Here is a 24,068-nt window from a genome sequence, read left to right on the forward strand (position 1 = left end):
CTACAGCGTGGCAGCCTCACTAAAACAACATAGAGCCGTCAAAGTAAAGTAGATGCGCTCAAATCTGAGCCTATCACTTAATGAAGTGCGACTTTTCGGACATGTTAGGCGATCACTGCCAAACCCTTTTTATAGTGTAAAGAAACTAAGGTTTTCGGACACGTTAGAACCTAATAAAACTTAACATTCAAAACCGATTAATACAGCCGCCGACTTGTCAAAACTTGTTATTCAAAATCAATTTGCACGCAAGGCAAGCACCAACTATAGGAGTTTTTGAGCAATATAAAAAGGAGTTTTTGGAGTCCATAAAAGGGGTAGTTTTTCGGACTGTTTTAAAAGGACTGGGGTAGTTTTTGGAGTCCATAAAAAGGGACTTTATGCACAGGTATTGTAAGGGACTTTTCGGACATCTTAAGCAGGGGCTAAAAATGTATTGTTGGACACGTTAGAGGGTAGTTTATGGAACAGTACGCGCATGGGGCATATTCTGCCCGTGATTGGTAGTTTCAAGACAAGTAACACGAGGCAGCATAAGCGACTTTTCGGACAGGTAAACGCCTTTTTATAATGCGTAAAAACCTATTGAGCATATAACCACCACTGGTGGTAATTAGCAAACGCACAGAAACGCATTAAAAACGCACGCATTTAAGTGCTATTACCGAGCGTGTGCAGTCATTAGCAATTCAACCCCATGCAAACAAAAAGCAACCCATAAACTTTTAATTTCGCGGTCGTAAAAATGTTACTTAACAGGCTATGTCCACTCACACAGCCATGAACAATTACACCGCCCTACCGTGTCGAGAAATGTTGAAACGGCAAACAGTGAAAATAATTACAAAATAATATTGAGTGAAGCAGCAAACAGCCAAAAAAGGGCGTTATTAAAAACGATTGTTGGTATTATTGTTGGTATCGTTGATACAAAAAATAATCAAACCTATATAAAACAAGGCATACAGACTATACTTTACTTCCTGCCGTTCCGACCAAACATAGTAATAGAGAAAAGCCAATCATTGTGTTCAATGGTTGGCTTTTTTTATGCTAAATTTGGCTATGGATTGTATGATGTAGTTAAGGAATAACAAATAAAAATCTGGGCAAGGCATGACAGTAATCAAAAGCCAACCGTTCACACGCCTTTAGGCTGGCACTACCTTGTACCTATTTTGATTAAAGGGTGTAGGGGTGTGAATTGTGGGATTATTAGATAAAGCGAAAGAAGAAACGAATAAATATATTTCGCCTGAAGATTTCTTATGTTTTCTATCTTATAGATTAGATGAACCACTTAAAGATGTAGTTTCTTTTCTACTGTACAATCGTTTTGATGAATTAGTTTGTGAGTACTACATAGATGACCATTATCGTATCTATGATTACAAAAATATTGGTCGTAAATATAAGACTAGCATGCTATTCAATGAGATTGCTAAAGATGGCTTTCTTGATTATATGTTGTTTTACCATCGATTTTATGATGAAGACCTAGGCAATGATGAACTAGACCTAGACTATTACGAACCTATAAGGATGGACTTCTACTATAGCTTAGAACAATTACAGAAGCTGGTGTTTATAAAAGAACTTAATCTGCCTTTAGAAGAAAGCAATACGCTAGATTATACTATAGATGACGATCATGACAATGTGATAGCGAAAGAGTCCAAAGATAATATAAGATCCATTGTATTCATAGACAATTCTATAAGTGAAGCTGAAAGAGCGAAACTAGAACAGGACGTAATAAATAAATATGGCGAGAGCTCACAAGCTCATAACTTTCATAAGCTTATTACAATGGCATCAAGAGGAGAGCTTCCACAGCAAAAAACAGGATTTAAGAGTGACAAACAAATTATTAATGAACTTCAAGAGCAAGTAGCGCAGCTTACTACTTATCATAACAAAGCACAGGACAAAGTAGCCGAACTTGAAAACCAACTAGCACAATCTAAAGCTGAATTAGCAGACAACTCAGTTGATGACGAGCCAACACACCATAAAAGCGTAGGTTCTATGCAAGCGTTAGTGACCACACTTATTAAAATGGCAGAATATGACAAAGAAGACCTAGCCGATCCTTATGGAGAGCTTAATAAACTTATTCAAGCAAAAGCCGAAGTATTAGGATTATCGGTTAAAAAAGACTTTATTGCAAAATGGTTAAAAAAAGCTAATGACGTTCTATAGAACTTTGACGTTTTCTATATAGAACTATCGAACGACCTTACTTCATAAAATAGCAACCATAAGCCGTAGCATTCAAGTCGCGGTAAATATGGAGCTATCACATGGCACACTTAAAAACATCTAAAGTCTCAACCAGCACAAAATCACCAACTCAAAAACCATTCAACAAACTATCTAAATGGTCATTCGCTATTCTAAAATTTCTAATCATTATCCTAGTACCTTTATTATCAAATGCACCAGATATTCAGCTTAACTTTTATATGATTAACATCATGTTCTAAGCATAGAAGACGCAACAAAAAAGCCAGCCTCTTAAATCCAAGCGCTGGCTTTCTTTATACTAACTACTGTCGATTCATTACTAAAAAGACGCTTTCGTAATTTTACTCAGCGCTTCATTAATTTTGAAAGTTTTCGATTTGATGTCAGTGAAGCCAAACGACTCTAAACGCTCAGTATGTTTAGCAAGGTATCGATTGGCATCATCTAAATTATCAAACACATAAATACCGCCCGCTTCTTGCGTCTCTTCGTTTTCTGTCCATAGCTTATAGACCAGCCCGTTCTCGTCTGCGATGTCTTTAGCAAGCTCTTGCATAGATTCAAAAAACTTATCGCCAAAAGGGCCACTATAAGGGAAGTCGATTTGCAAAAGATATTTCATAGTTTAATCCTCATTATTATTTGATCTTTCATTTCATGATCGACGAATCTATGCTGCCAGATACGTTCAATCTTAACATAGTACGATTGACTATAGACTTTTCCCAAGCGAGCAGTTAGGGTAAATGCTCTACAACTTACTTCGGTTTATTCTATGTCCGAGCCTATTGCTCATTCATTGTCCATACTTACAAATCACGCGCCTTGGGAAGCGTACCAGCGACCTTATGTGCGTGATTTGGCTTATGTGCTGGCATGCCCCAATGTATTGACAGGATGGCTGGATTTTGCACCCTATCAAAACACACATACGGTATCGGTACACAGTGCCAGCTTTTGGCAACAGCAGTTTGACGCATATCAGCAGCGTTTAGAAGAGCTTGATACCACCAATGCTTACCAGGAGTTGACGCGCTATCTACTGACACGACCCAGTCCCAATCGTTTGGGTTTTCACTTTGAGGGGTTATTGTCTTTTTGGTTAGCAGATGGTTTTGCACGCCAGTTGCATCCATATGAGACACTCGCTAGTAATGTACAGCTATTTAATGGCAAGCAAACCTCTGGCGAGCTTGACTTGATTTTATACAACCATAAAGAGTCAGTCACTGAACATTGGGAGCTGGCCATTAAGTTTTTTATGGGATCAGCGCCTTTTGCGCCTGAAAACTGGGTTGGGATTAACTCAAACGACAATCTACAGCGCAAAATGACCCATATGCAGACCAAACAATTCCGTACTATATGGGTAGATACTAAGGATCATGGGCAAGTCAAAATTGATAAGCGTTATGGTGTTATAAAAGGACGGTTCTTTTTACCCATCAATACGACTGATTTTATTTATCCCGCTTGGCTTTCACCAAGCTTTCCTATGCATGAATGGTGCGACAAATGGGATAAATATAATCTAACGACAATTGATATGACGAGCCTTCGACGCGCAAATTATATCGAATGGTTTACGAAACGCAGCTTTTATGACAGCTACGGTGGACATAAAACACAGATAGTTTGGCCGGACGATACGCTACCCAGAACAGGGCTATACTTTGAAGGTGATAAGCCGATAGTCATTTATCCTAAGCGGCGTGATCCTAAAATAGATAACACTTAATCGTTATTAACATATTAATGCAAGCTTTACCTTTTAACTATCAACTATCAATCATCTAGCTTAATGATAGCCTACCATGAGTAACGTCCATATAAGCTAACCTCACTGCGCTGGGCTTTTTCTGAGTCAAGACTGTCCGTGAGTAGCTTGATGCCGCCATACTGACTGTCTACCGCAAGCCCCAATGCTTGTGTTTGTGGCTCTATCAAGCCAGTGATAGTGAGTGGATAGTAATCTTCATTGGTTTGATAGCCTGCTGACAACTGATATAAGTCTTGGATATCATTCACTTGACCATGGACACCGAGCTGCCATTGAGGGTTCAGCTGATGTATCAGACTGCCTTCAACGCGCCATGGTAATGTTTGCGTAATGTTATCAGTATCGAGTTGACCTTCGGTCATATCAACAGGTCGTCTATTGGCATCATAATCTAATACATATTGCGTACTGGGCGTGTCTTTCCAATGCATACGTCCCAGAAGATCGTAACCACGTATAGATAACTGCGTACGATCGGTTAATGCGCCTGTCAAATTTATATCTAACGAATAACCATATCCCGTTGGCTTTTTAGGATACCAATTGAGGTTCTCTTCTCCAAGTGCTGGCTCATCGTAATAGTAATCTACATAAGTCTTTGTGCTGCTGAGACGATCTATATTTCTAACTGTTTCGCCATCAAGATATGCTTGCGATGTAATACTGCCCCTAGCTTCACCATCAAGCAGATGTAATCCCTTCCAAATGTTGGCATAAGTCGTTAGCTGCCAATTGGACGTTAATTGCTGAGCAAACCCTACGTTTGCGCCGATACGTTCATTATGCTGAGCGTCTAACTCTACAGCATAAGTCTGATTTTGATTGGGGAGTTGCTTGTTTTGATACTGCCAATACAAGTCTGCAGTTTCTTGATTAAAGGTCATTATATAATCATAACGCCACGCCAGACCATAGCTTATCAGACTGTCAGCTGGACGCACATTAAGTGACGCGCGCCCCTGTGCGTAGGCATGGGTGCCAGACTCTAATGGCGCATCCCAATCTTTGATAAAAGCTGCAATAGGCTGCGCTGGACTATGAGCACTCGCCATCACTGTCCAATCAATTTGTGTGTCTGGCTTCTTAGAAGCTATCAATGGCGTAGACACTAAAGATGGCATTAGGTTTTTCTCTAAAATAAAGTCATCACCAGTAAGTTGATAAGTCACTGACGGCTCTTGCGCGATAGCAGAGATTGAAACACCTATACTTATAATAACCAATATATTGCGTATGATAGTGACCATTTGATCGTGTACCTGAGAAGACTTGATAGATTGAGGTGAAAGAAAGCTTTGTATAAATGGCATATGAATGAATGGGCGCAAAAAAAGCACAATCTTCTTCCATAAATTAAAAGGCACAAAAAAGAGACAGGGCTAGCTGTCTCTTTTTTTCCATGATCAATATCTCAAATACATATCATCACTGACCTAGAGGAATAAAGCTGTTGTCTTTAAATTTGGCGCTTACTGTACCGTTGTTCTGTAATAGCTCACCAAAGACTTTACCATTGACCTTGATATCAGCAAATTTACCCGTTTTGGGGTCTTGTATGATGAATTTATTATCGACATCGAATTTTAGCTTAATGGCGGCATTATTTTGGGTAATATCAAGTTGTGTACACTTGCAACTGATATTATATTGAGTGTCCAAGATGGTTTTACCTGTCACGTACAGACTTTTACCGTCTACGCTTGCTTTTAAACCTTGCAGTTCTACCACATCACGCGCTGTACGTTTTAGGTTCGCTTGAATATCTAAAGGTATAATCGCAGTCGAAGTCGCAGTCTCTTTTGTCACGTTACCCTTAAGAGACATAACAATCTCTACTCCAACGAACTTACCAGCAGCCTCTTCAATATTACCTTCTTGGGTTACTTTGATAACGTTTTTGATATCGGTTTCATTAGCAACCGCGTTTAGCGAAATGGCGACATCTGTTGCAGGCTTTTCTTTGAGTAATTCACCCGTCAGCTTAATAGCGGTTGGCAAAGTTCTGACCACCAAGGTGCCATCAGCAAGCTTGCGACTCATATCTAAAAACCCTAGCTCAACGTCACGGGCTTCAATGATACTATCGTTGGCTTTAAGTTTTACATTATCCAGTTTTATGACCGCTTTTTCTAAAGTAATGCCGGCTCTATTGACGTCATTTATATCAAACTCATCATTAACCAAGACTTTATCACTAAATTGCGCATTAACCGTTGCGCCTTGTGAAGTTGAGCTCAAAACGACCGCGTCCGCTTTTGAACCGATGTCAAGACGATTGAAACCATAACGGCCTGTAAAATTATCAGTACTGCTATTAGAAGCCAATGAGTTTTCAAATTTATCGTAGGTTATCTTAAAAGAATCTTTGGTGACTGTTGTATCTGTAACATTGGTTAGCGGATTATAGTTATGTTCCAAACGTTCACTATTCACAAGCGTAGTGCCAGACAGTTTGAATTTACCATTGGTATCAAGCGTTGCAAGAAAATCATCGCTTGGCTGTAGCTTATCGTTATAGAATCTGTCCCAATAAAAATCGCTGTCCAATCCTTTATCTATTACTTCTTGCAGATCACCCTGATCTCTTAATAAAGCGACATCTGCTGCATCCAGTTTTGCTATTGAATTCTCTTTCATGTATCCATGTAAACCTTCAGCAATCTCAAAGGTTAGGTTGACTCGGGCTTGCTGCTGTTCGGTCAAAATCTCACTAGCGTCTTCATAAGCATCTTCGATTGCTTTGTTATCTAAAATAAACTGCTTCGCAGTATTGATGATGCTTTTAGCTTGCTCAAGCTCAGACAGTGTATTGTTTACAGGAGGCTTAGAAGGTACAGCTGAGCCATTATTGTTAGAGGCCGTAGTGCTAGTATTGTCACTATCGCTACCGCACCCTGCTAATGCTAAAGTGCTGGCGAATGCTAGCGCAGTCAGTTTGAAAAACTTCATAAAACAATCCTTTATTGGTAAGACCTAGTTGAGGTAATGACAGTAAATGTGATTTGAATAGATGATTGTCTGACCTAACACTAACAAAACTTTTGTCAAAACTTATGTTCACTAATCAATAATGGAATAGTATAATCATTTACTGCCTAAGTCCATACAATAATCCGTTATATTGTAAAAGATATTCAAACGTTGGCACAGAAGTCTATGGGTTTCATCATAAAAAGAAGCTAGATACAAGCAGTACCTGACTTTGATGAACTGACAGTCGCTGAATGAGCAATAGTATTACGCTTCATAAGTTTCAATAACCTGCATCAGCTCGTATCTCAGTATATCGACACTTGGTATGCGCTCAGCATGAAACCTGACAATCGGGATCCCTGCACTTGCTAGCGCTTTGTCCTTTTTGTCATCAGCCTTTTGTCTTGATTTACTAGTGTGCGTCCAGTCGTCAAGCTCGATGGCAACCAATGTCGTCTGCGCATCGATATCAGTAATAACATAATCGACACTTTGACGGCAGATACGGTTGAACCAAAAGCTACGCTCAGAGGCTTCTTCACTATCAGCATTGATGATACGAGAAAGTTGCACTTGTACAAATATATGATATTCAGGCAAGGCGTTTTTGAGTTTTTGAAAAAATATGACTTCAGTATCTGTCATGATAGGCATCGGTGCAAACGGCCAAATAGCCAAATCATCACCGCGTACAGGGGCTGGATTAGGTTCAATATTTTTATGAGCTTGATATCTTGATAATAATTTCGGTAAGACAACGAACCCCAAAAAACTTAAGGCTAATACTAAAAACACAATGCCAAATGACATAATCATACCTTATAAAGTTTTAAAACGATTAACTTTAGAGTTTTCTAAATAGTCAATCGCAACGTAGTAACCATTATTGGCTAACACGTTCTACAGAGAAAAGTAAATGAGCCATAAATAGGGCTTATATTATCTAAGCAATACTATCTGAGCTAATAATTAGCTACAATTTATAAATTAAAAAACACGACATCAGGTGTCGTGTTTTGGATGTTATGCAAGTAAAAGTATTATCAAAATCTAGTATATTAACCAGCTTTTATATTCAATAAAATCTATCGACCATTTAACGCCAATACAGTACCCACGCTCCTGAGGTATCAACTTGAGAGTCTGTATTAATCTTGTCCTTTAGTGCCAGTGCCGCAACTTTTCCGCGCTCAGGACCGACGATGACGCGTACACCGCGACTAGTAACACTGGTTTTGACTTGATAGCCGGCAGCTTTAAACTTTTTGGCTACTTCATCAGCTGAAGACTGATTGCTTGCCAAAGCGACTTGTACCCCGAAGCTGCCTTTCGCATCAGTTTCTCGAACTTCTTTACGCGCTTCGCGTAGCTTTTGTTGAGCTTCTCGTTTGGCATCAGCGGACTTTTTGGCGGCAGCTGCTTCACGCTCTAAGCGCTCAACCTGCTTACGTGATGGAATAGTGAGCTCTTGTCCGACTTGTAATGAAGTAGATGAGGATATATCGTTGGCTTGAGCCAGAGCTTCAACTGGCACATTATACTGGCGTGCTAGTTTGATTAAACCATCGCCTCTTTTGACAGTATAATCTGTAGGGGCTGTCGGTGCAGCTGTTTTGCTGGCTTGCTCTTCAGCCTGCTTCTGCTGTTTGGCTGCTGCTTGTGCTTCTGCCTTTTTCTTAGCATCAGCTTTTTTCTTAGCTTCTGCTTCTGCTTCTGCTTCTTTTTTAGCCTGAGCTTCAGCTTGCTCTTTTGCGTCAGCTCGCTTTTTGTTATCTGCTAATTTTTTTGCTTCGGCCTGTTGAGCAGCTTTTTTGGCTTCTTCTTTCTCAGCCGCTTGAGCTTTTTGTTTTTCGTCATTGGTTGTGTTTGTTGTGGCATCAGTACGCGCTTGCACAGTTGGTGTTGTAACTGTTGAGCTATTTTCTACTTTCGTATCTTCATCCTTTGCTGGCATAGCGTTGGCAACATACTGCTGGTTTTCTGCGCGAGATTTTGCCAGTGCCTTTGCTTCTGCACTCTCCTGCTCTGCCAAAAACTGCTGAGCGCGCTTCTCTTGTTCTGCAACACGAGCCGCACGTTCTTTTTGCTTTTGTGCCAAGATACGTTTTTCAGTTTCGATATCTGTGGTTAATGGTTCTACAGTTGTTTGTTCAGTTGATGATTTTTCGACGATAGCAGCGGGCGTTGCTGGCTTATCATTAGTACCGATTTGTTGCACCATGGCGTATAGCATGACGCTACCGCCTATAATCATCCCGATGCCCAATAAGGCTTGTCTCGAAAAATTCATCCGTTTACGTCTCTTAGTTGGTTGATAAGGTTGATGGCTAGGCATGACCAGTCTATATCGTCATCTTACTTTACTGCAGAAATTACTGCAAAAATTGTGTCATGTTTATAAAACGCTTTGATTATAAAACATATTTTTCATGCTGTCTGCTATCAGGCATCTGTTAATGCAATTTTTGGACGTCAATCAGCTCTAGGAGATTATAATTATTCGTTTACATCGAGGGTAGTAAGCGCTTCACCGATGGTATGAAAAGAGCCACATACTACAATTAAGTCTTGCGCTCCACTGTCTTCGATTACCGCTTGCGTGGCCTGTTGTAAATCAGTATAAACATGTATAGCAGTATCTTCTACGTATGCAGCCAATGCCGTTTGCAGCTCCTCCATACTCGCTGCACGAGGATGATCAATCTCTGCAATATACCAATCCGTAATGGGTAATTTGGCTTGCGTTAAATGCTCGACCACCATCTCAATATCTTTATCTGCAAGCATAGAAAACAGCAGCTTAATAGAAGCCATTTGTCCATCATTTAAGACCGCTAGATGCTGTTGCCATAATGGCTTAAGCTGATTTAATAAAAACGTCACGCCCTGCTCATTGTGCGCCACATCAAATAGCCACTGGCGATCAACCATTTGACGATAATCAAAGCGTCCGGCAAGCTTGACTGTCTGTAGTGCGGTTTTAATAGCGTCAATACCGATATCAAGTGGACTTGCCAGCACCGCGGATAGCGCATTGGCAGTATTTACCAATGATAGCTTGGGTCGTGGCAGCTGCAAAGTTATAGCAGCATTGCTATATTGCCACGTGGCAGCGCTAGTGATTATATTCGTTTCTATATCTGGCACGCGATAGCTAAAATCGCGTCCCGCTTGGTAACAGACAACATTATGATCATCGATTTTTTGTTGCACGCTGGCAGGCATGTCAGTTGCACCAAAAATTAATGGAATACCATCACGTAGAATGCCCGCCTTTTCAAAGCCTATAGCATCAACATTATCGCCAAGCCAATCTACATGATCGATGCCGATATTGGTAATCACGGCTAAATCTGCATCAATGATGTTGGTTACATCCAAGCGGCCACCTAATCCCACTTCTAACACCCACACATCACAATCAGCTTCAGCAAAAATCAAAAGCGCTGCCAAAGTCGTTATCTCAAAAAACGATAACGTTAAACCACAAGCAAGCCGTGCCTGCTCAACCTTCTCGAAAGCAGCAATCAAGGTCTGATCGCTTGCCATCTGACCATCGATACGCACGCGCTCATTAAAATCAACCAGATGCGGCGATTGATATAACGCGGTTTTGTAACCAGCTGCGCGGCACATATCGCTGATAACGGCAGTCGTTGAGCCTTTACCATTGGTGCCTGCGACAGTGAAGACAAAGGCATCGTCTTTTGCTGATTGCACCACACCCAAATAATTAGCCACTGGCAATACACGTGATAATCCCATATCAATAGCAGAAACATGAATCTGCTGCATATAATCCAGCCATGTAGTCAAGCTTGATTGCGCCGTTGGACTGGTCACGGTAGTAGCGTGATTCGATGAGGACATAAGAACACCTTAAAGTAAAAAGCAGCCAAGATATACAGCTGCCAAAAGCGTCATTATACAATGCTTATAACCATATAATGAGTTCAGTATAAAAATGATACGGCAGGACTGATATCTAATGTATTCGCCTTATTTGAAATCGACCATATTCAAACCCCAAAAATTAAAAATAGCATTTATCATCAATGACGATAAATGCTATTTAAAGGGTAAGCCAATCATGCAACATGCAACATGCAAAAACTTAAGCACTCACACAATTTAGGCGTCTACATTATCCGTATGCGTAAGCTTAGCTAGCAGACGATAAATAGTATCAATCATCTGATGACGATGTACCACTTCATCAACCACGCCATGCTCTAACAAAAACTCAGCACGCTGAAACGGCTCTTCTAACGTCTCGCGCACCGTTTGCTCGATCACGCGCTTACCTGCAAAGCCAATCATCGCTTTTGGCTCTGCCAGATGAACATCACCAAGCATAGCAAGAGAAGCGGTCACCCCGCCATAAACTGGATTGGTCAGTACTACGATATATGGAATACCAGCGATTCTCAGACGCTCAACAGCAGCTGCGGTACGTGCCATCTGCATTAAGGACAGTAATCCCTCTTGCATACGCGCGCCACCTGAAGCTGCAAAACATACCAAAGGCTTTTTGTCTTTGAGCGCTTTTTCAGCAGCTTGTACAAACCGATCGCCAACGACCGAGCCCATAGAACCACCCATAAAGCGAAAATCAAAGGCGCAAGCAACCACATCAAGGTTACGTAGCTTACCGTGCAAAACAATTAGAGCTTCTGTCTCGCCAGTCTTAGTCTTAGCCTCAGTCATACGCTGGGGGTACGGTTTGCTATCAATGAACCCCAGAGGATCTTTGGCACTAAATTCTTGTCCAAGTTCTCCATCTACTTGGTCCAAAAACCATTGTAGACGTTCACGAGCGGTCATTGGTAGATGATGATCACAGTGCGGGCAGACATAACAGTTAAAGATCAGTGCCGTATTGGTAATCATTGAATGACAATTGGTACATTCTGTAGACGGCTCGGTTTCAACTGCAGTCAGCGTAGCAGTTAGTTGCTGCTTGATACCCGGTACTGGGCGATTAAACCATGATTGACCAGCTTGAGAGTTATCTGTAGCAGGGCTAGCATCATCACTTTGAGTTTCGAGTTTTTTTATAGTATCAGTCATATTATTCGCCATTGTTGAAGGCTTATCGGCAAGCTTGCTCATTTACTTGTCCTTAAGAGTTTAATTGTTGTCTATTCTAAGAAGCAAATACAGTCATAACATGAGCAGTTATGACTAACACGGTAGCTTATTCGCATTACTATTATCTATGTCATGATAAACAATAAGCTGAATAAATCGAGTAATTGTAACAAATTATACATCATGTTAGTTTACACACGTAAACTAAATATAGCAAAGTGATTTACTGCTATTATCATCATTACTTAGGCACTCAAACTGTCTAATGCACCGCGTAGCTCATCCATTTTTGCCATGATTTTTTGCTGAGCTGTCGCCACAGAGGTGGCATCATTGGCATCGATATCAGCAAAGTTCTGTACCAATGCACTACCGACGATGACGCCATCTGCATGAGTACCGATCGCTTTTGCAGATGCACCATCACGGATACCAAAACCGACGCATACTGGCAAATCGGTCTCTGCTTTAATCGCTTGAACTTGAGTCGCTACATCGTCAGTATCTAGTGTGGCTGAGCCCGTCACGCCTTTTAGTGATACATAATAAATATAGCCGCCACAATGAGTCAAGACTTGCTCACGGCGCTCAGGCAAAGTGGTTGGCGATAGCAAGAAAATCTCATTCATCGCATGCTCAGTCAAATGCTGAGTGAAGCTGCCCGCCTCTGCTGGTGGCAAATCTACCATCAATAAGCCATCAACGCCTGACTGCTCGCATAGCGCCACAAAGTTGTCATAGCCGATGATTTCAACAGGGTTAAGATAGCCCATCAGTATAACTGGTGTCTGCGTATCTGTTTGACGGAACTCTGCAACCATTTTTAATGCATCACGCGTACTCGTCCCAGCTGCTAACGCGCGCTCGCCCGCCAATGCCACGGTTGGACCATCTGCCATAGGGTCAGAAAATGGTAAGCCAACTTCGATCATATCAGCGCCGTGCTTGACTAAGTCATGTAGTAAGCCGACAAAGCTATCAGGTGTTGGATCGCCTGCCATTACATAAGGAATCAGGGCTTTTTTATTCTGTGATTTTAAGTTTTTAAAAGTACTTTCAATTCTGGTCATAATGGTCTCTTAATTATTATAAACTGGCTTACTTAACCCTTTATCTAACAATCTATATTAATCAAAGGGTACTAAGCAATTTTCTTACGAGGGAGAGTTTTGCAATTTATAAAATTGATAATTTGCAAAGATACTCGTTACTACATCTCGATCCCTTCTGCCTTCATCACTGAATGCAAATCTTTGTCACCGCGACCTGACATATTGACGATAATCGTTTGATCAGGGGACATGGTTTTGGCCAGTTTCAATGCATAAGCAACGGCATGGGCAGTCTCAAGCGCAGGAATGATACCTTCTTTACGCGTGGTTTCATGGAAGCCTTCTAGCGCTTCTTTATCGGTACAGCCAACATACTCAACGCGCTTCATGTCTTTTAGGAAGCTATGCTCTGGACCGACGCCAGGATAATCAAGACCCGCTGAGATAGAATGCGTCTCTTGAATCTGACCATCATCATCGGCCATCAGGTAAGTACGGTTACCATGTAATACGCCGATACGACCGGCAGCCAATGGCGCTGAATGACGACCTGACTCGATGCCATCGCCTGTTGCCTCGACGCCATACATTTTGACGTCAGTGTCGTTCAAGAAGTCAAAGAATAAACCAATAGCGTTTGAGCCACCACCGACACAGGCAACCAACGCATCCGGTAATTTGCCTGTTTTTTCCAAATGCTGAATACGCGCTTCTTTACCAATAATTGCCTGAAAATCACGCACCAATAGCGGATAAGGATGTGGGCCTGCAACCGTACCAATGATGTAATACGTGCTATCGACATTGGTCACCCAGTCGCGCATCGCTTCATTCATCGCGTCTTTGAGCGTACGTGAGCCAGAAGTGACTGGCACAACTGTTGTGCCAAGCAGGCGCATACGGTAAACATTCATCTTTTGACGCTCGACATCGTCAGCCCCCATATAGACGATACACTCTAGCCCCAAGCGTGCGGCAATCGTCGCCGTTGCCACGCCGTGCTGTCCTGCACCAGTCTCAGCGATGATACGTTTTTTGCCACACATTTTGGCAAGCAGCGCCTGACCAATGGTGTTATTCACTTTATGCGCGCCTGTATGGTTTAGATCTTCACGTTTGAAGTAAATTTGCGCACCGCCAATCTCGTCACTCAAACGCTTAGCATGATACAGCGGCGTTGGACGACCGACATAATTCACCAAATCATTGTGATACTCTTCCCAGAACGCTGGATCTGCTTTGACTTTGGTATAAAGCGTTTCTAGCTCTTCTAATGCAGCCATTAGCGTCTCAGAGACAAAACGCCCTCCATGTACACCGAAATGACCGCGTGCATCAGGATACTGGTTAAAATCCTGCACGTTTTCAGGATTGGTAAATGTATTGACAGATTGTGCACTAGCAGATAAATCTTTGTTCGCGACATGACTCATGATAATTCCTACTGTAATAAGTGGTATTTTTTAGTTGACTATAGAGAAATAATAAAAAGGATAACAATCTACTAAGATGTAAGCAGATAAACCGGAATAACGATCAACTAAGCAGAGTATGTATGGCAAATAACTTGATACAAACGCACTTAGATGGCGCCAGTGACCGTAGCGTTTTGCCATCGATCGCGCTTGACCGCTTTCATAAAGGCACGCATTTTGGCAGCGTCTTTTTTACCTTTATCGATCTCGATACCACCACTCACATCGACGCCATAAATCGGCAAACCTAATGTAGCGGCAACATTATCGGCATCGAGTCCACCGGCCAACACAATCGGCAGTGCACTGTCATGCGGAATGAGACTCCAGTCAAAACGTGCGCCTGTACCGCCATACTTACGCTGATGGTAGGCATCTAATAAGATGCTACTCGCCCCTGCACTAGCAAACTGTGCGATCTGAGCACGAACACTATCAAGGGTGTCTGTTTCTGCATTGATACGTAGCGCCTTGATCCAGCGCTTATTGACGGCACTTGCCAGCTGCTCGCACTGTTCAGGCGTTTCATCACCATGGAACTGGATAATATCAAAAGAGACGTCATTTGCTAAATTGATCAGCTTATCTTTGGACATATTGACTACCAATGCCACCACGCTGATAAAAGCAGGTACAGCAGCGCTCAGAATTTGCGCTTGCTCTATCGTGACCGCACGGGGACTTGGTGGATAAAACACCAAACCTACTGCATCTGCACTTAGTTGTGCCGCAGTCTGTATATCACTAAGCTGAGTAAACCCGCAAAACTTAACGTGCATTTTGTGACCTTGCGTTTCATAGTACTAAATATGACACCGATTATAGCGGTATCAGACAGGTTCAGGCTAAAGTTAAATCGTTAGATGTGATGAGGTTTTGTTAACCAAACGGCAAAGCCATTGCATCCAAAAACTTATCCTAGCATACTTTTATCCTTAGTTTCGTTTATGATTGCGATTGATTAATATAGGGATACCTTGATGTCTAAGACTGCACAGACAGTGGCGAATAATACTGATACTGATACTGATACTGACGACAATGCTACTAGCAAAAATCCACTGCATTACTTGATGTGGTTTCGTCGTGACCTTCGTATCCATGACAATACTGCTCTAGCAGCGCTGTGTGAACGTGCAAAGGAAAAAAACGCCTCGGTGTCTGCCGTATTCTTTTTGACGCCTGGACAGTGGCAAGAACATGATACGTCCCTTGTGCAAGTCGACCATATTGCCCGCACGCTACCTATTCTAACAAAGGACTTGCAGTCGCAACTGAACATTACTTTAACCGTGCAAATCTGTCCAAGCTTTACTGACTGTATAGAAGCGCTCACAACCTTATGTAAAGACAATGAAATCAGCTGCATCATGGCCAATTACGAGTACGAAGGCAATGAGATTGATCGTGACGAGCAATTGAGTAAACAACTTACAAAAGACGATATCGAGTTCGTCCGCTGGCATGACCAGTGCATCTTTCCACCGCAAAGTATCACGACTAACGATGGCGATAGTATGTATAAAGTCTTTACGCCATTTTATAAGAAATGGCGACATACGTTAGACGTTAGTACCATTCAAATGCATGAAGCACCCGCAGTGGATAGCGACTATAAAATCAAACTACAATCATCGCAAGCGTTTGCCAATACAGTCGATGATATCGAAGCACTAAGTAAAGAAATGCTCAGTGACTACCAGCAAACACTAGAAAAGAACAAGTCATTACAACATATTGATATGACAGCCCAAATTGACCAAGCAAGAGACGCTTATCCTGCTGGTGAAGATGCTGCTTGTCAGCGTTTAAAAGAGTTTATCGCTGATGATATAAATAACTATGATGTCAGCCGTGATGTCCCCCATTTACATGCAACCAGTCAGCTATCGGCTTATCTTACTATAGGGTCTATCAGTCCTAGATTTTGCTATCTACAAGCAAGTAAAGCACAAGAAAAGCTACACGGTAATGATGGCGATAACGAAGACATCAATCGCTGGATAAGCGAGCTTGCATGGCGAGATTTTTATCGTCATGTACTAGTGGACAAACCAGCACTTATCCGTCACAAGGCTTATAAAGAAGAAACAGATAACAAGATCAATTGGTCATACGATAGCGATGATTTTGAGACATGGTGCACTGGTAAAACAGGCATACCATTAGTCGATGCAGCGATGCGCTGCTTAAATGCGACGGGGTTTATGCACAATCGACTGCGCATGGTCACCGCCATGTTTTTGACCAAAGACTTGCTGATTGATTGGCGCTTGGGTGAGCGCTACTTTATGCAGCAGCTCATTGACGGAGATTTTGCGTCCAATAACGGCGGCTGGCAGTGGAGCGCGTCGACAGGCACCGACTCAGCGCCCTACTTTCGTATTATGAACCCCTTTAGCCAAGCCAATACGCATGACTCTAAAGCTCTGTTTATTAAAACTTGGCTACCAGAGTTAAAAGATATTCCCACTAGCATCTTGCATAGCGAAGACAAGATGCGTAAAGAATTGGCAAAAGGTGGCAAGTTTGCCGATGTTGACTACCCTGCGCCGATGGTCGAGCATAAATCGGCACGCAAGCTGGCTATTGCCGAATTCAAAAAAGAATAAATATTAGCTTAGCTATTGGTAGTGACTGGCAATCGGCAAGCCCCTGCTCCTTGTGTGTTCACAGACACCACTGCGCCAGTCATCGCAAACAATTGCTGCAGCTGCGTTTGGGCATTTTTTAGCGCCATATTCATCACATCACCTCGGCACGCCCGCTCCAGCACTTCTTTTTTTGCCATTGTCTGTGCTTGCGCGAGTATCTTAGGATCAACCTGCATCAAACCAAAAGCACCTGTTTGCCAGTCATAGATCTCCAAGTCGTCTAGATACACTGAAAATATCTCTGATGGCGGTAAGGTAATATTGATCTGCGGCATCATCGCGGTATTATTGTCGCTCGCCGTCTTTGCTTTATCTTCACCTACGTTAGACTCTTCAAGCTGTACGACTTGTACCATCTCAGGCGTCAACGCGCTCAAATCTATGCCCGCATCTACTCGACCACGAGCAATAAACAAGCCTTTTTGCTCATCTTGCCAAAGTTTCATCCAGCTGCCCTGTCGCTCACTGGTAATCACTGTATCCACGCTAAAAGCCACGGTCTGCAACCGATTCAATTGTTGAATCTGCGTCACCACACCTTCACGAGTGACGGTTTCAATCGGTTCCTCTACCGTCCGATCATTTATAGTATAAACAGCAAAAGCTAAGGCCGTAAAACTAATAATTAACAATATCCATGTCGCTATTCCAGTAGGTTGTTTTGGTTTAGGGCGCTTACTAATATTGTCGCGAGCATTGTTAGGTGTACGATTATCAGAAGTTGTCATATGCGCTACCTTTTATATTGTTAACGGCACTTAAAAGACGTTATTTACAAATGCTAAATTATGCACAGCTCTATAGCATAAATAACGTTTTTTAAAATGACTTCAAGTATTGGCTACTAATCTTCTACACAATTGCTTAGTCCAAAATTTTACAAACTCAAGCGCTTTTAGACTTACTACAACTCTTACCGTCGACGAATACTAAAACTATCAGATATTTGCTTCATTTTTTGTCCTATACTGAAGTTTGTATAGCGTTCTATTGTAAAAGACAAAAAGTCATTGCGTATGAGGCAAACTTTACCTAACATAGTCTGATTGCATCGATGAAATGTCAACGTATATAGACTAACTGACATTAGCCTACTTTTAGATAGGTTTTGAACAAAAATCTTGATTATAAATTGCTAATTTATACACTGTCACGTCGATCAAATCATTAGTTATATCAGGTTATATATTAAAGGCAAGCTTGTAGCAGCTATCCAACGCTCAGCGCCTTATTTATTATTTATTTTATCGTTGATAAGGTTCCGCTTTATTTATGAAAGCCAGTCAATTCTTGTTCGCCACTCTAAAAGAGACCCCAAGTGACGCCGATATCGCTTCAAGCCAATTGATGGTGCGTGCCGGCCTTATTCGTAAAATTGCTTCTGGATTATATATCTGGCTGCCTATGGGGCTACGCATTTTACAAAAAGTTGAGCGTATCGTCCGTGAAGAGATGCAAAATATTGGGGCTCAAGAGGTTCTTATGCCCATGACCCAGCCAGCTGAGTTATGGGAAACTACGGGTCGCTTCGACGACTATGGACCAGAGCTATTACGTTTTAAAGACCGTCATGATCGCGACTTTGTATTGGGTCCTACTCACGAAGAGGTCATCACCAACCTTGCACAAGGTGAACTGCGTAGTTACAAACAGCTGCCGATCACCTTTTTTCAGATTCAAGGCAAGTTCCGTGATGAGATTCGTCCCCGTTTTGGCGTAATGCGCGCGCGTGAATTTACAATGAAAGATGCGTATTCATTTCATGTCGACCAAGCATCACTCGCCAAAACCTATCATGATATGTTCCATGCTTATACGCGTATCTTTACTCGCTTGGGTTTAGACTTTCGTGCGGTACAAGCAGATACTGGCTCTATCGGTGGTTTTGCTTCACACGAGTTTCATGTATTAGCTGATAGTGGTGAAGATGATATTGCATTTTCAGACTCCTCTGATTATGCAGCTAATATAGAACTGGCAGAATCTGTCAATACCGCTGAGCGTCAACCCCCTAAAATGCAGCGTGAGGACGTGCTAACAGAGGGGATGACCACTTGTAAAATGGTGGCTGAGCACTTGGACATTCCTTTAGCTACCACGGTTAAAACCTTGATTGTACATGGTCATACAGAAGACGATGAGCCTCAGTTAATCGCAATTGTATTACGCGGTGATCATCAGCTAAATACCATTAAAGCTGAAAAAATAGAAGAAGCTAACGTGCCGTTAACGATGGCTTCTGATGAAGAGCTAAAAGCTGCTGGCCTACATAAAGGCTATATCGGTGTTGATTTAGATATGCCTGTGTTCGTCGATCGTTCGGCTGCATCGTTATCAGATTTTGTGACTGGCGCTAATGAGGTGAACAAACATGCCATCGGTATGAACTGGGCACGCGATGCTCGTATCACCCGCATCGTCGATATACGCAACGTACAAGAGGGTGACCCTTCTCCAGACGGTAAAGGCACGCTAAAAATTAAGCGCGGCATCGAAGTCGGTCATATTTTCCAGTTGGGTGACAAATACTCCCAAGCGATGAATGCCACCGTATCTGGTGAAGATGGTAAGCCTGTTACCTTAATGATGGGTTGCTATGGTATTGGCGTCAGTCGTATCATCGCCGCTGCTATCGAGCAAAACAATGACGAATATGGCATTATGTGGCCAAAGACACCAGCGGTTGATGACTCGATTGCACCTTTTGAAGTGGCCATCATTCCGATGAAGTCGAAAGAAGAAACCGTCATGCAAACGGCAACAGCTTTGTATGACGAATTAAAAGCACAAGGTATTAATGTACTACTGGATGATCGTAACGAGCGCCCTGGGGTCAAATTTGCTGATCTTGAGCTAATTGGTATCCCGCATCGTATCGTGGTCTCGGACCGTAACTTGGCCGAAGGTAAGTTTGAGTACGTCAATCGCCGCGAGACAGAAAAGCAAATGCTAAGCCGCGAAGAAGTCATGGCAAAAGTAAGTAGCAAGTAGCTTTTCTGATAAAAAATGTACTAAAAAAAAGCGCCTATTTCATCAAGTGAAATAGGCGCTTTTTTATTTTATAGTAGGTCGGCTATATAATCTAAATTATACCAAACAAACCCTATCAATTACTGACGAATCAAACGGCTTGGTTTAGGTAATAAACCTATGTCACTGACGCGGCAAGGATTGATATCGACACCACCGCGGCGCGTATACCAAGCACGAACCATGAGCGCACTTGGCTTATAATACTCGCTCAAATTAGCGAATATCTGTTCAACACATTGCTCATGGAAACCATTGTGCTGACGGAAGCTCAATATATAACGCAGCATATTCGCATTATTAAAAATTTTGTCAGTCGTAATCGTTACAGACAGAGTCCCCCAATCTGGTTGATTGGTCACCGGACAATTACTACGCAGTAGATTGGAATAAAAGGTATACGGCTGAGTACCATCACTTGCCACACTTTCACCGCTCGCTTCTACTTCGTTTTCACTCAGCAATGACGCATCAGGATGTTCAGCCAATGCAACTTTGTCCGTGTTGCCTGCTAATGCCTCATCAATACAGACGCCCTCAGGCCGAGAAATCAACAAACCTGTCGTTTTATCATCCAAATCATCCTTTAAACCAAACAACTCAACCTGCACCTTAGCTTGCACGCAGGCTGATAAATCTTTAGCAATCAACGCTTGTACGTCGTTCCAGCTGGCAAACTCGGTAAAGTTAATGCTGTTTAGGTACAATTTAAGTGATTTTGATTCGACAATGAATGGTGAGCTGGCAGGAATACCAAAGCGGGCGATGGCAACTTGAGAGATACCTTGCAGGTTTAACCAAGACATCTCAAAAGCATGCCACCAATCCACACCGACTGCCAACTTATCATCATGCCAGCCAATCGCATCACGTCCCGCACGACGAGCAATGGGATATAGCGTCTCTGGACTATACTCAGTTGGGTAGTCGGTGGTTTGTTCACCTAAAATACCGTGGATACTCATTTAACTTCCTGATATTAAACCGTTAAAAATTTATGTCCAAGATGACAAAGCACCTTTTTAGATAATAAGGATTACAAGCGCACGCGCGATCCATTACTGAGTAAGCGATAGGCAATGGTATAAAATATCGCGCAGAATACAAAAATTGCTGCCATCGAATACCAAACATTGACATCAGAATATCCTAAGATACCGTAACGGAACGAGTTAACCATATAAACGATGGGATTTAATAACGAAACGTTTTGCCAAAATGGAGACAAATTCTCCATCGAATAAAACACACCGCCAAGATAAGTAAGCGGAGTCAATACAAAGCTTGGAATGATAGAGATATCATCAAACGAGCGCGCGAATACAGCGTTGATAAAACCACCAAGTGAGAACAAAATGGATGTACCCAATACCGTAAATATTGTCACGAATAAATGCTCAATACCAAGGTCTGTAAAAAAGAGCGCCACTATCGAGACAATAATACCGATTGCCAGTCCACGAAAGATACCACCGCTAATATAGCCCATCAAAATAGAGTGCTTAGAGACGGGTGAAACGAGTAGCTCCTCGATACTGGCCGTAAATTTGGCACTAAAAAAGCTTGAGACGACATTAGAATAGCTATTAGTAATGATCGACATCATAATCAGGCCAGGGACGATGAATTGCATGTAAGGCACACCGCCCATCTCCCCCACACGCGAGCCAATCATTTTACCAAAAATGACAAAATATAGACTCATCGTAATAACTGGCGGCAGCAGTGTTTGGGGCCAAATCCGTAAAATTCGGCGTACCTCTTTTAACCATATGGTACGAAAAGAAATCCACTTTTTGCTCCATGACATTGTTTTATTATGATCTAAGGCTTCTTGACTCATAACCCTGCCTCCTTCATGCTGTCTGCACTTTGAATATTTTTGTCAACTAAGCGCATAAACAACTCTTCTAAGCGATTGGCTTTAGTACGCATACTAGCGACAGTGATGCCTTGATCGGACAATTGACTAAAGACGTTGTTTAATGACTCACCTTCAGTGAGCGTAACTTCAATTGTCTGATCATCTGGTTGTGTTATACCCGTTACATCTATTAATTTTAATTCACGAGTAAGCGGCGTATCCAAATCGAGTACAAAGGTTTCAACCGACAACTGCGCCAATAGGTTTTTCATTTCTGTGTTAATGCGGATTTCACCATGATCTAAAATTGCAATACGCTTACACAACTGCTCAGCTTCTTCAAGATAATGTGTGGTCAAAATAATAGTCGTATTTTCTTCAATATTAATCTGCTGCATAAACTCCCACATAGAGCGGCGCAGCTCAATATCTACCCCAGCAGTCGGCTCATCAAGAATCAACAGTTTTGGTTTATGAATGAGTGCTCGTGCAATCATCAAACGGCGTTTCATACCGCCTGATAGCTCCCGCGACTTATTGTCACGCTTGTCCCATAAGCCAAGCGCCGTCAACAGTCGTTTCGCCCGTGGTCGTGCTTCCTTAGCTGGGATACCAAAGTAACCGGCCTGAGTAATCAAAATATCTTGTACTTTTTCAAACTGGTTAAAATTGAATTCTTGTGGTACCACACCAAGATACTGTTTTGCAACGGAGGGGTCGGTTAAAAGGTCAGTACCAAAGATATTGACGCTACCAGTTGTTGGTTTAAATAGTGAGCTAATGATGCCAATCATTGTTGACTTGCCAGCACCATTTGGGCCAAGCAAAGCAAAAAAACCACCTTGTGGCACCGTTAGGCTGACATCTTTTAGCGCCGAAAACCCGTTATCATAGGTTTTGGATAGATTTTGGATAGAAAGCGCTGGTACCTCAGACATGAATACCTCTTTATAAATTTATAAAATAAATGTTGTAATGCCTTAATGTGAGGTTGCTATAAGTAGATTTCAACTACAGCAATATATAACGACATTATTGATCTCATCAATCGTCAATCACAAAAAAACGTCTATCTCAATCAGCGAAATAGACGTTTTACAATCTTATATAAGACATATCAAGGCAGTAATTACAAAACCACTTTTTGTCGCGTATATCTACGCAGACTAGCTGGCTTCCCCTACCATATAATCCACAGCATTTTGGACTTCTTCATCAGGAATATCGGCCCCACCTTTCGCTGGCATAGCATTAAAGCCGTTAATAGCATGTGTATATAAAGTATCTGTACCTTTTGCTATACGTGGCCCCCAAGCACCTGCATCACCTAATATAGGTGAACCAAGCAGTCCTGATGCATGGCAAGTCTGACATACTGCGTTATATACCGCTTTACCATCACGAGGGCCATCGCCAGCTGCTGGACCAGAGGAACGGGCTGTCACATCACAAACCTCATCGTCTTCAAAACAGACTTTAGCAACTGGTTGAATACGGGCTATCAGATTGGGATATAAAGCAATGAGCTTTTGCACTTGCGGTGTATCCTCAGGAATCGGCTCTTCATTAGCCGCAGGAGCTGCTTGCGCTGTTTCTTCTGTTGCTGCGCCCTCTTCAGTCGTAGCATCTGCAGGTAGAGCACCATCAACAGGAGCAGTGTCGCTTGTAGTATTAGCGGCAGCTTGTGGCTCTTCACCTAGCTGTTGAGGCGCATCTTCAACCACTTCTTGCGCTTCTGCTACATCAGATACCGTTACAGATGTATCTGCAACGTCTTCAGCTTGGCTCACTGCGATACTAGCGATTCCTAGAATGGCAGCTGCCGATAACATAACTACTTTTCTCATTCGTCACGTTCTCTTATTTACGTATACAAGTGCTGGCACGACTTGGACATTCTGT

General features: G+C 42.2%; 19 protein-coding genes. 4 read left to right on the forward strand and 15 right to left on the reverse strand.

Annotated elements, in window-relative coordinates; genetic code table 11:
- Nucleotides 1–1,206 precede the first annotated feature (1,206 nt).
- Nucleotides 1,207–2,202: a hypothetical protein gene (locus tag Q0890_RS12590; RefSeq protein WP_299221522.1), complete on the forward strand. Its 996-nt coding sequence runs from the start codon at nt 1,207–1,209 to the stop codon at nt 2,200–2,202.
- 364 nt (nt 2,203–2,566) lie between these two features.
- On the opposite strand, the gene Q0890_RS12595 is transcribed toward Q0890_RS12590, so the two are convergent.
- Complete coding sequence (locus Q0890_RS12595) at nt 2,567–2,869, reverse strand: monooxygenase (protein WP_299221524.1); 303 nt, start codon at nt 2,867–2,869, stop codon at nt 2,567–2,569.
- A gap of 153 nt (nt 2,870–3,022) precedes the next feature.
- On the opposite strand from Q0890_RS12595, the gene Q0890_RS12600 reads away from it, so the two are divergent.
- Nucleotides 3,023–3,985, forward strand: coding sequence for a DUF1853 family protein (locus tag Q0890_RS12600; RefSeq protein ID WP_299221527.1), 963 nt, complete (start codon nt 3,023–3,025; stop codon nt 3,983–3,985).
- 71 nt (nt 3,986–4,056) lie between these two features.
- Here the strand turns inward: Q0890_RS12600 and Q0890_RS12605 are convergent, their stop codons facing one another.
- The 9 genes from Q0890_RS12605 to Q0890_RS12645 form a co-directional block, all read right to left on the reverse strand.
- A complete protein-coding gene (locus tag Q0890_RS12605; protein WP_299221530.1) occupies nt 4,057–5,274 on the reverse strand; it encodes a hypothetical protein in 1,218 nt (405 codons plus the stop codon).
- A gap of 178 nt (nt 5,275–5,452) precedes the next feature.
- On the reverse strand, nt 5,453–6,976 hold the full coding sequence (locus Q0890_RS12610) for a hypothetical protein (RefSeq protein ID WP_299221532.1): 1,524 nt from the start codon (nt 6,974–6,976) through the stop codon (nt 5,453–5,455).
- A gap of 288 nt (nt 6,977–7,264) precedes the next feature.
- Entirely contained in the window at nt 7,265–7,810 is a 546-nt protein-coding gene (locus tag Q0890_RS12615; protein WP_299221535.1) for a DUF2726 domain-containing protein, read from the reverse strand.
- Nucleotides 7,811–8,096: 286 nt separating this feature from the next.
- On the reverse strand, nt 8,097–9,290 hold the full coding sequence (locus Q0890_RS12620) for a LysM peptidoglycan-binding domain-containing protein (RefSeq protein ID WP_299221538.1): 1,194 nt from the start codon (nt 9,288–9,290) through the stop codon (nt 8,097–8,099).
- 206 nt (nt 9,291–9,496) lie between these two features.
- Nucleotides 9,497–10,870, reverse strand: coding sequence for a bifunctional tetrahydrofolate synthase/dihydrofolate synthase (gene folC / locus Q0890_RS12625; RefSeq protein WP_299221540.1), 1,374 nt, complete (start codon nt 10,868–10,870; stop codon nt 9,497–9,499).
- A 261-nt stretch (nt 10,871–11,131) separates the two neighbouring features.
- Nucleotides 11,132–12,082, reverse strand: a complete 951-nt coding sequence (accD, locus tag Q0890_RS12630) for an acetyl-CoA carboxylase, carboxyltransferase subunit beta (RefSeq protein ID WP_299221676.1) — start codon at nt 12,080–12,082, stop codon at nt 11,132–11,134.
- A gap of 254 nt (nt 12,083–12,336) precedes the next feature.
- Nucleotides 12,337–13,161, reverse strand: a complete 825-nt coding sequence (gene trpA, locus Q0890_RS12635) for a tryptophan synthase subunit alpha (protein WP_299221542.1) — start codon at nt 13,159–13,161, stop codon at nt 12,337–12,339.
- A 140-nt stretch (nt 13,162–13,301) separates the two neighbouring features.
- The gene (trpB, locus tag Q0890_RS12640; RefSeq protein ID WP_299221544.1) at nt 13,302–14,576 is read right to left on the reverse strand and encodes a tryptophan synthase subunit beta; all 1,275 of its coding nucleotides are present in this window, start codon (nt 14,574–14,576) and stop codon (nt 13,302–13,304) included.
- A 149-nt stretch (nt 14,577–14,725) separates the two neighbouring features.
- On the reverse strand, nt 14,726–15,397 hold the full coding sequence (locus Q0890_RS12645; RefSeq protein ID WP_299221546.1) for a phosphoribosylanthranilate isomerase: 672 nt from the start codon (nt 15,395–15,397) through the stop codon (nt 14,726–14,728).
- Between the two features lie 201 nt (nt 15,398–15,598).
- On the opposite strand from Q0890_RS12645, the gene Q0890_RS12650 reads away from it, so the two are divergent.
- Nucleotides 15,599–17,230, forward strand: a complete 1,632-nt coding sequence (locus Q0890_RS12650; RefSeq protein ID WP_299221549.1) for a deoxyribodipyrimidine photo-lyase — start codon at nt 15,599–15,601, stop codon at nt 17,228–17,230.
- Nucleotides 17,231–17,238: 8 nt separating this feature from the next.
- Here Q0890_RS12650 and Q0890_RS12655 read toward each other — a convergent pair whose 3' ends face one another.
- Nucleotides 17,239–18,000 (reverse strand): DUF4230 domain-containing protein, encoded by a 762-nt coding sequence (locus Q0890_RS12655; RefSeq protein WP_299221551.1) that lies wholly within the window; start codon nt 17,998–18,000, stop codon nt 17,239–17,241.
- A 544-nt stretch (nt 18,001–18,544) separates the two neighbouring features.
- Here Q0890_RS12655 and Q0890_RS12660 point away from each other — a divergent pair.
- The gene (locus tag Q0890_RS12660; RefSeq protein WP_299221554.1) at nt 18,545–20,263 is read left to right on the forward strand and encodes a proline--tRNA ligase; all 1,719 of its coding nucleotides are present in this window, start codon (nt 18,545–18,547) and stop codon (nt 20,261–20,263) included.
- Nucleotides 20,264–20,382: 119 nt separating this feature from the next.
- On the opposite strand, the gene queF is transcribed toward Q0890_RS12660, so the two are convergent.
- The 4 genes from queF to Q0890_RS12680 all read right to left on the reverse strand — a co-directional run bounded on the left by queF (nt 20,383) and on the right by Q0890_RS12680 (nt 24,013).
- Nucleotides 20,383–21,267, reverse strand: coding sequence for an NADPH-dependent 7-cyano-7-deazaguanine reductase QueF (gene queF / locus Q0890_RS12665; protein WP_299221557.1), 885 nt, complete (start codon nt 21,265–21,267; stop codon nt 20,383–20,385).
- A 71-nt stretch (nt 21,268–21,338) separates the two neighbouring features.
- On the reverse strand, nt 21,339–22,112 hold the full coding sequence (locus tag Q0890_RS12670; RefSeq protein WP_299221679.1) for an ABC transporter permease: 774 nt from the start codon (nt 22,110–22,112) through the stop codon (nt 21,339–21,341).
- A 29-nt stretch (nt 22,113–22,141) separates the two neighbouring features.
- Entirely contained in the window at nt 22,142–23,104 is a 963-nt protein-coding gene (locus Q0890_RS12675) for an ABC transporter ATP-binding protein (protein ID WP_299221560.1), read from the reverse strand.
- Between the two features lie 228 nt (nt 23,105–23,332).
- Nucleotides 23,333–24,013, reverse strand: a complete 681-nt coding sequence (locus tag Q0890_RS12680) for a c-type cytochrome (protein ID WP_299221563.1) — start codon at nt 24,011–24,013, stop codon at nt 23,333–23,335.
- Nucleotides 24,014–24,068: the final 55 nt, after the last annotated feature.

The organism is uncultured Psychrobacter sp., assembly GCF_947488565.1.
Taxonomy (GTDB): Bacteria; Pseudomonadota; Gammaproteobacteria; order Pseudomonadales; family Moraxellaceae; genus Psychrobacter; species Psychrobacter saeujeotis.

Excerpts from the sequence above, each read along its gene's own strand:
- Q0890_RS12605 (WP_299221530.1), bottom strand. The coding sequence starts at position 5,274 with ATGGTCACTATCATACGCAATATATTGGTTATTATAAGTATAGGTGTT.
- trpA (WP_299221542.1), bottom strand. The coding sequence starts at position 13,161 with ATGACCAGAATTGAAAGTACTTTTAAAAACTTAAAATCACAGAATAAA.
- Q0890_RS12675 (WP_299221560.1), bottom strand. The coding sequence starts at position 23,104 with ATGTCTGAGGTACCAGCGCTTTCTATCCAAAATCTATCCAAAACCTAT.
- Q0890_RS12600 (WP_299221527.1), top strand. The coding sequence starts at position 3,023 with ATGTCCGAGCCTATTGCTCATTCATTGTCCATACTTACAAATCACGCG.
- Q0890_RS12620 (WP_299221538.1), bottom strand. The coding sequence starts at position 9,290 with ATGAATTTTTCGAGACAAGCCTTATTGGGCATCGGGATGATTATAGGC.
- Q0890_RS12615 (WP_299221535.1), bottom strand. The coding sequence starts at position 7,810 with ATGTCATTTGGCATTGTGTTTTTAGTATTAGCCTTAAGTTTTTTGGGG.
- Q0890_RS12645 (WP_299221546.1), bottom strand. The coding sequence starts at position 15,397 with ATGCACGTTAAGTTTTGCGGGTTTACTCAGCTTAGTGATATACAGACT.
- accD (WP_299221676.1), bottom strand. The coding sequence starts at position 12,082 with ATGGCGAATAATATGACTGATACTATAAAAAAACTCGAAACTCAAAGT.
- Q0890_RS12680 (WP_299221563.1), bottom strand. The coding sequence starts at position 24,013 with ATGAGAAAAGTAGTTATGTTATCGGCAGCTGCCATTCTAGGAATCGCT.
- Q0890_RS12610 (WP_299221532.1), bottom strand. The coding sequence starts at position 6,976 with ATGAAGTTTTTCAAACTGACTGCGCTAGCATTCGCCAGCACTTTAGCA.
- Q0890_RS12650 (WP_299221549.1), top strand. The coding sequence starts at position 15,599 with ATGTCTAAGACTGCACAGACAGTGGCGAATAATACTGATACTGATACT.
- folC (WP_299221540.1), bottom strand. The coding sequence starts at position 10,870 with ATGTCCTCATCGAATCACGCTACTACCGTGACCAGTCCAACGGCGCAA.
- queF (WP_299221557.1), bottom strand. The coding sequence starts at position 21,267 with ATGAGTATCCACGGTATTTTAGGTGAACAAACCACCGACTACCCAACT.
- Q0890_RS12655 (WP_299221551.1), bottom strand. The coding sequence starts at position 18,000 with ATGACAACTTCTGATAATCGTACACCTAACAATGCTCGCGACAATATT.
- Q0890_RS12595 (WP_299221524.1), bottom strand. The coding sequence starts at position 2,869 with ATGAAATATCTTTTGCAAATCGACTTCCCTTATAGTGGCCCTTTTGGC.
- Q0890_RS12670 (WP_299221679.1), bottom strand. The coding sequence starts at position 22,112 with ATGTCATGGAGCAAAAAGTGGATTTCTTTTCGTACCATATGGTTAAAA.
- trpB (WP_299221544.1), bottom strand. The coding sequence starts at position 14,576 with ATGAGTCATGTCGCGAACAAAGATTTATCTGCTAGTGCACAATCTGTC.
- Q0890_RS12660 (WP_299221554.1), top strand. The coding sequence starts at position 18,545 with ATGAAAGCCAGTCAATTCTTGTTCGCCACTCTAAAAGAGACCCCAAGT.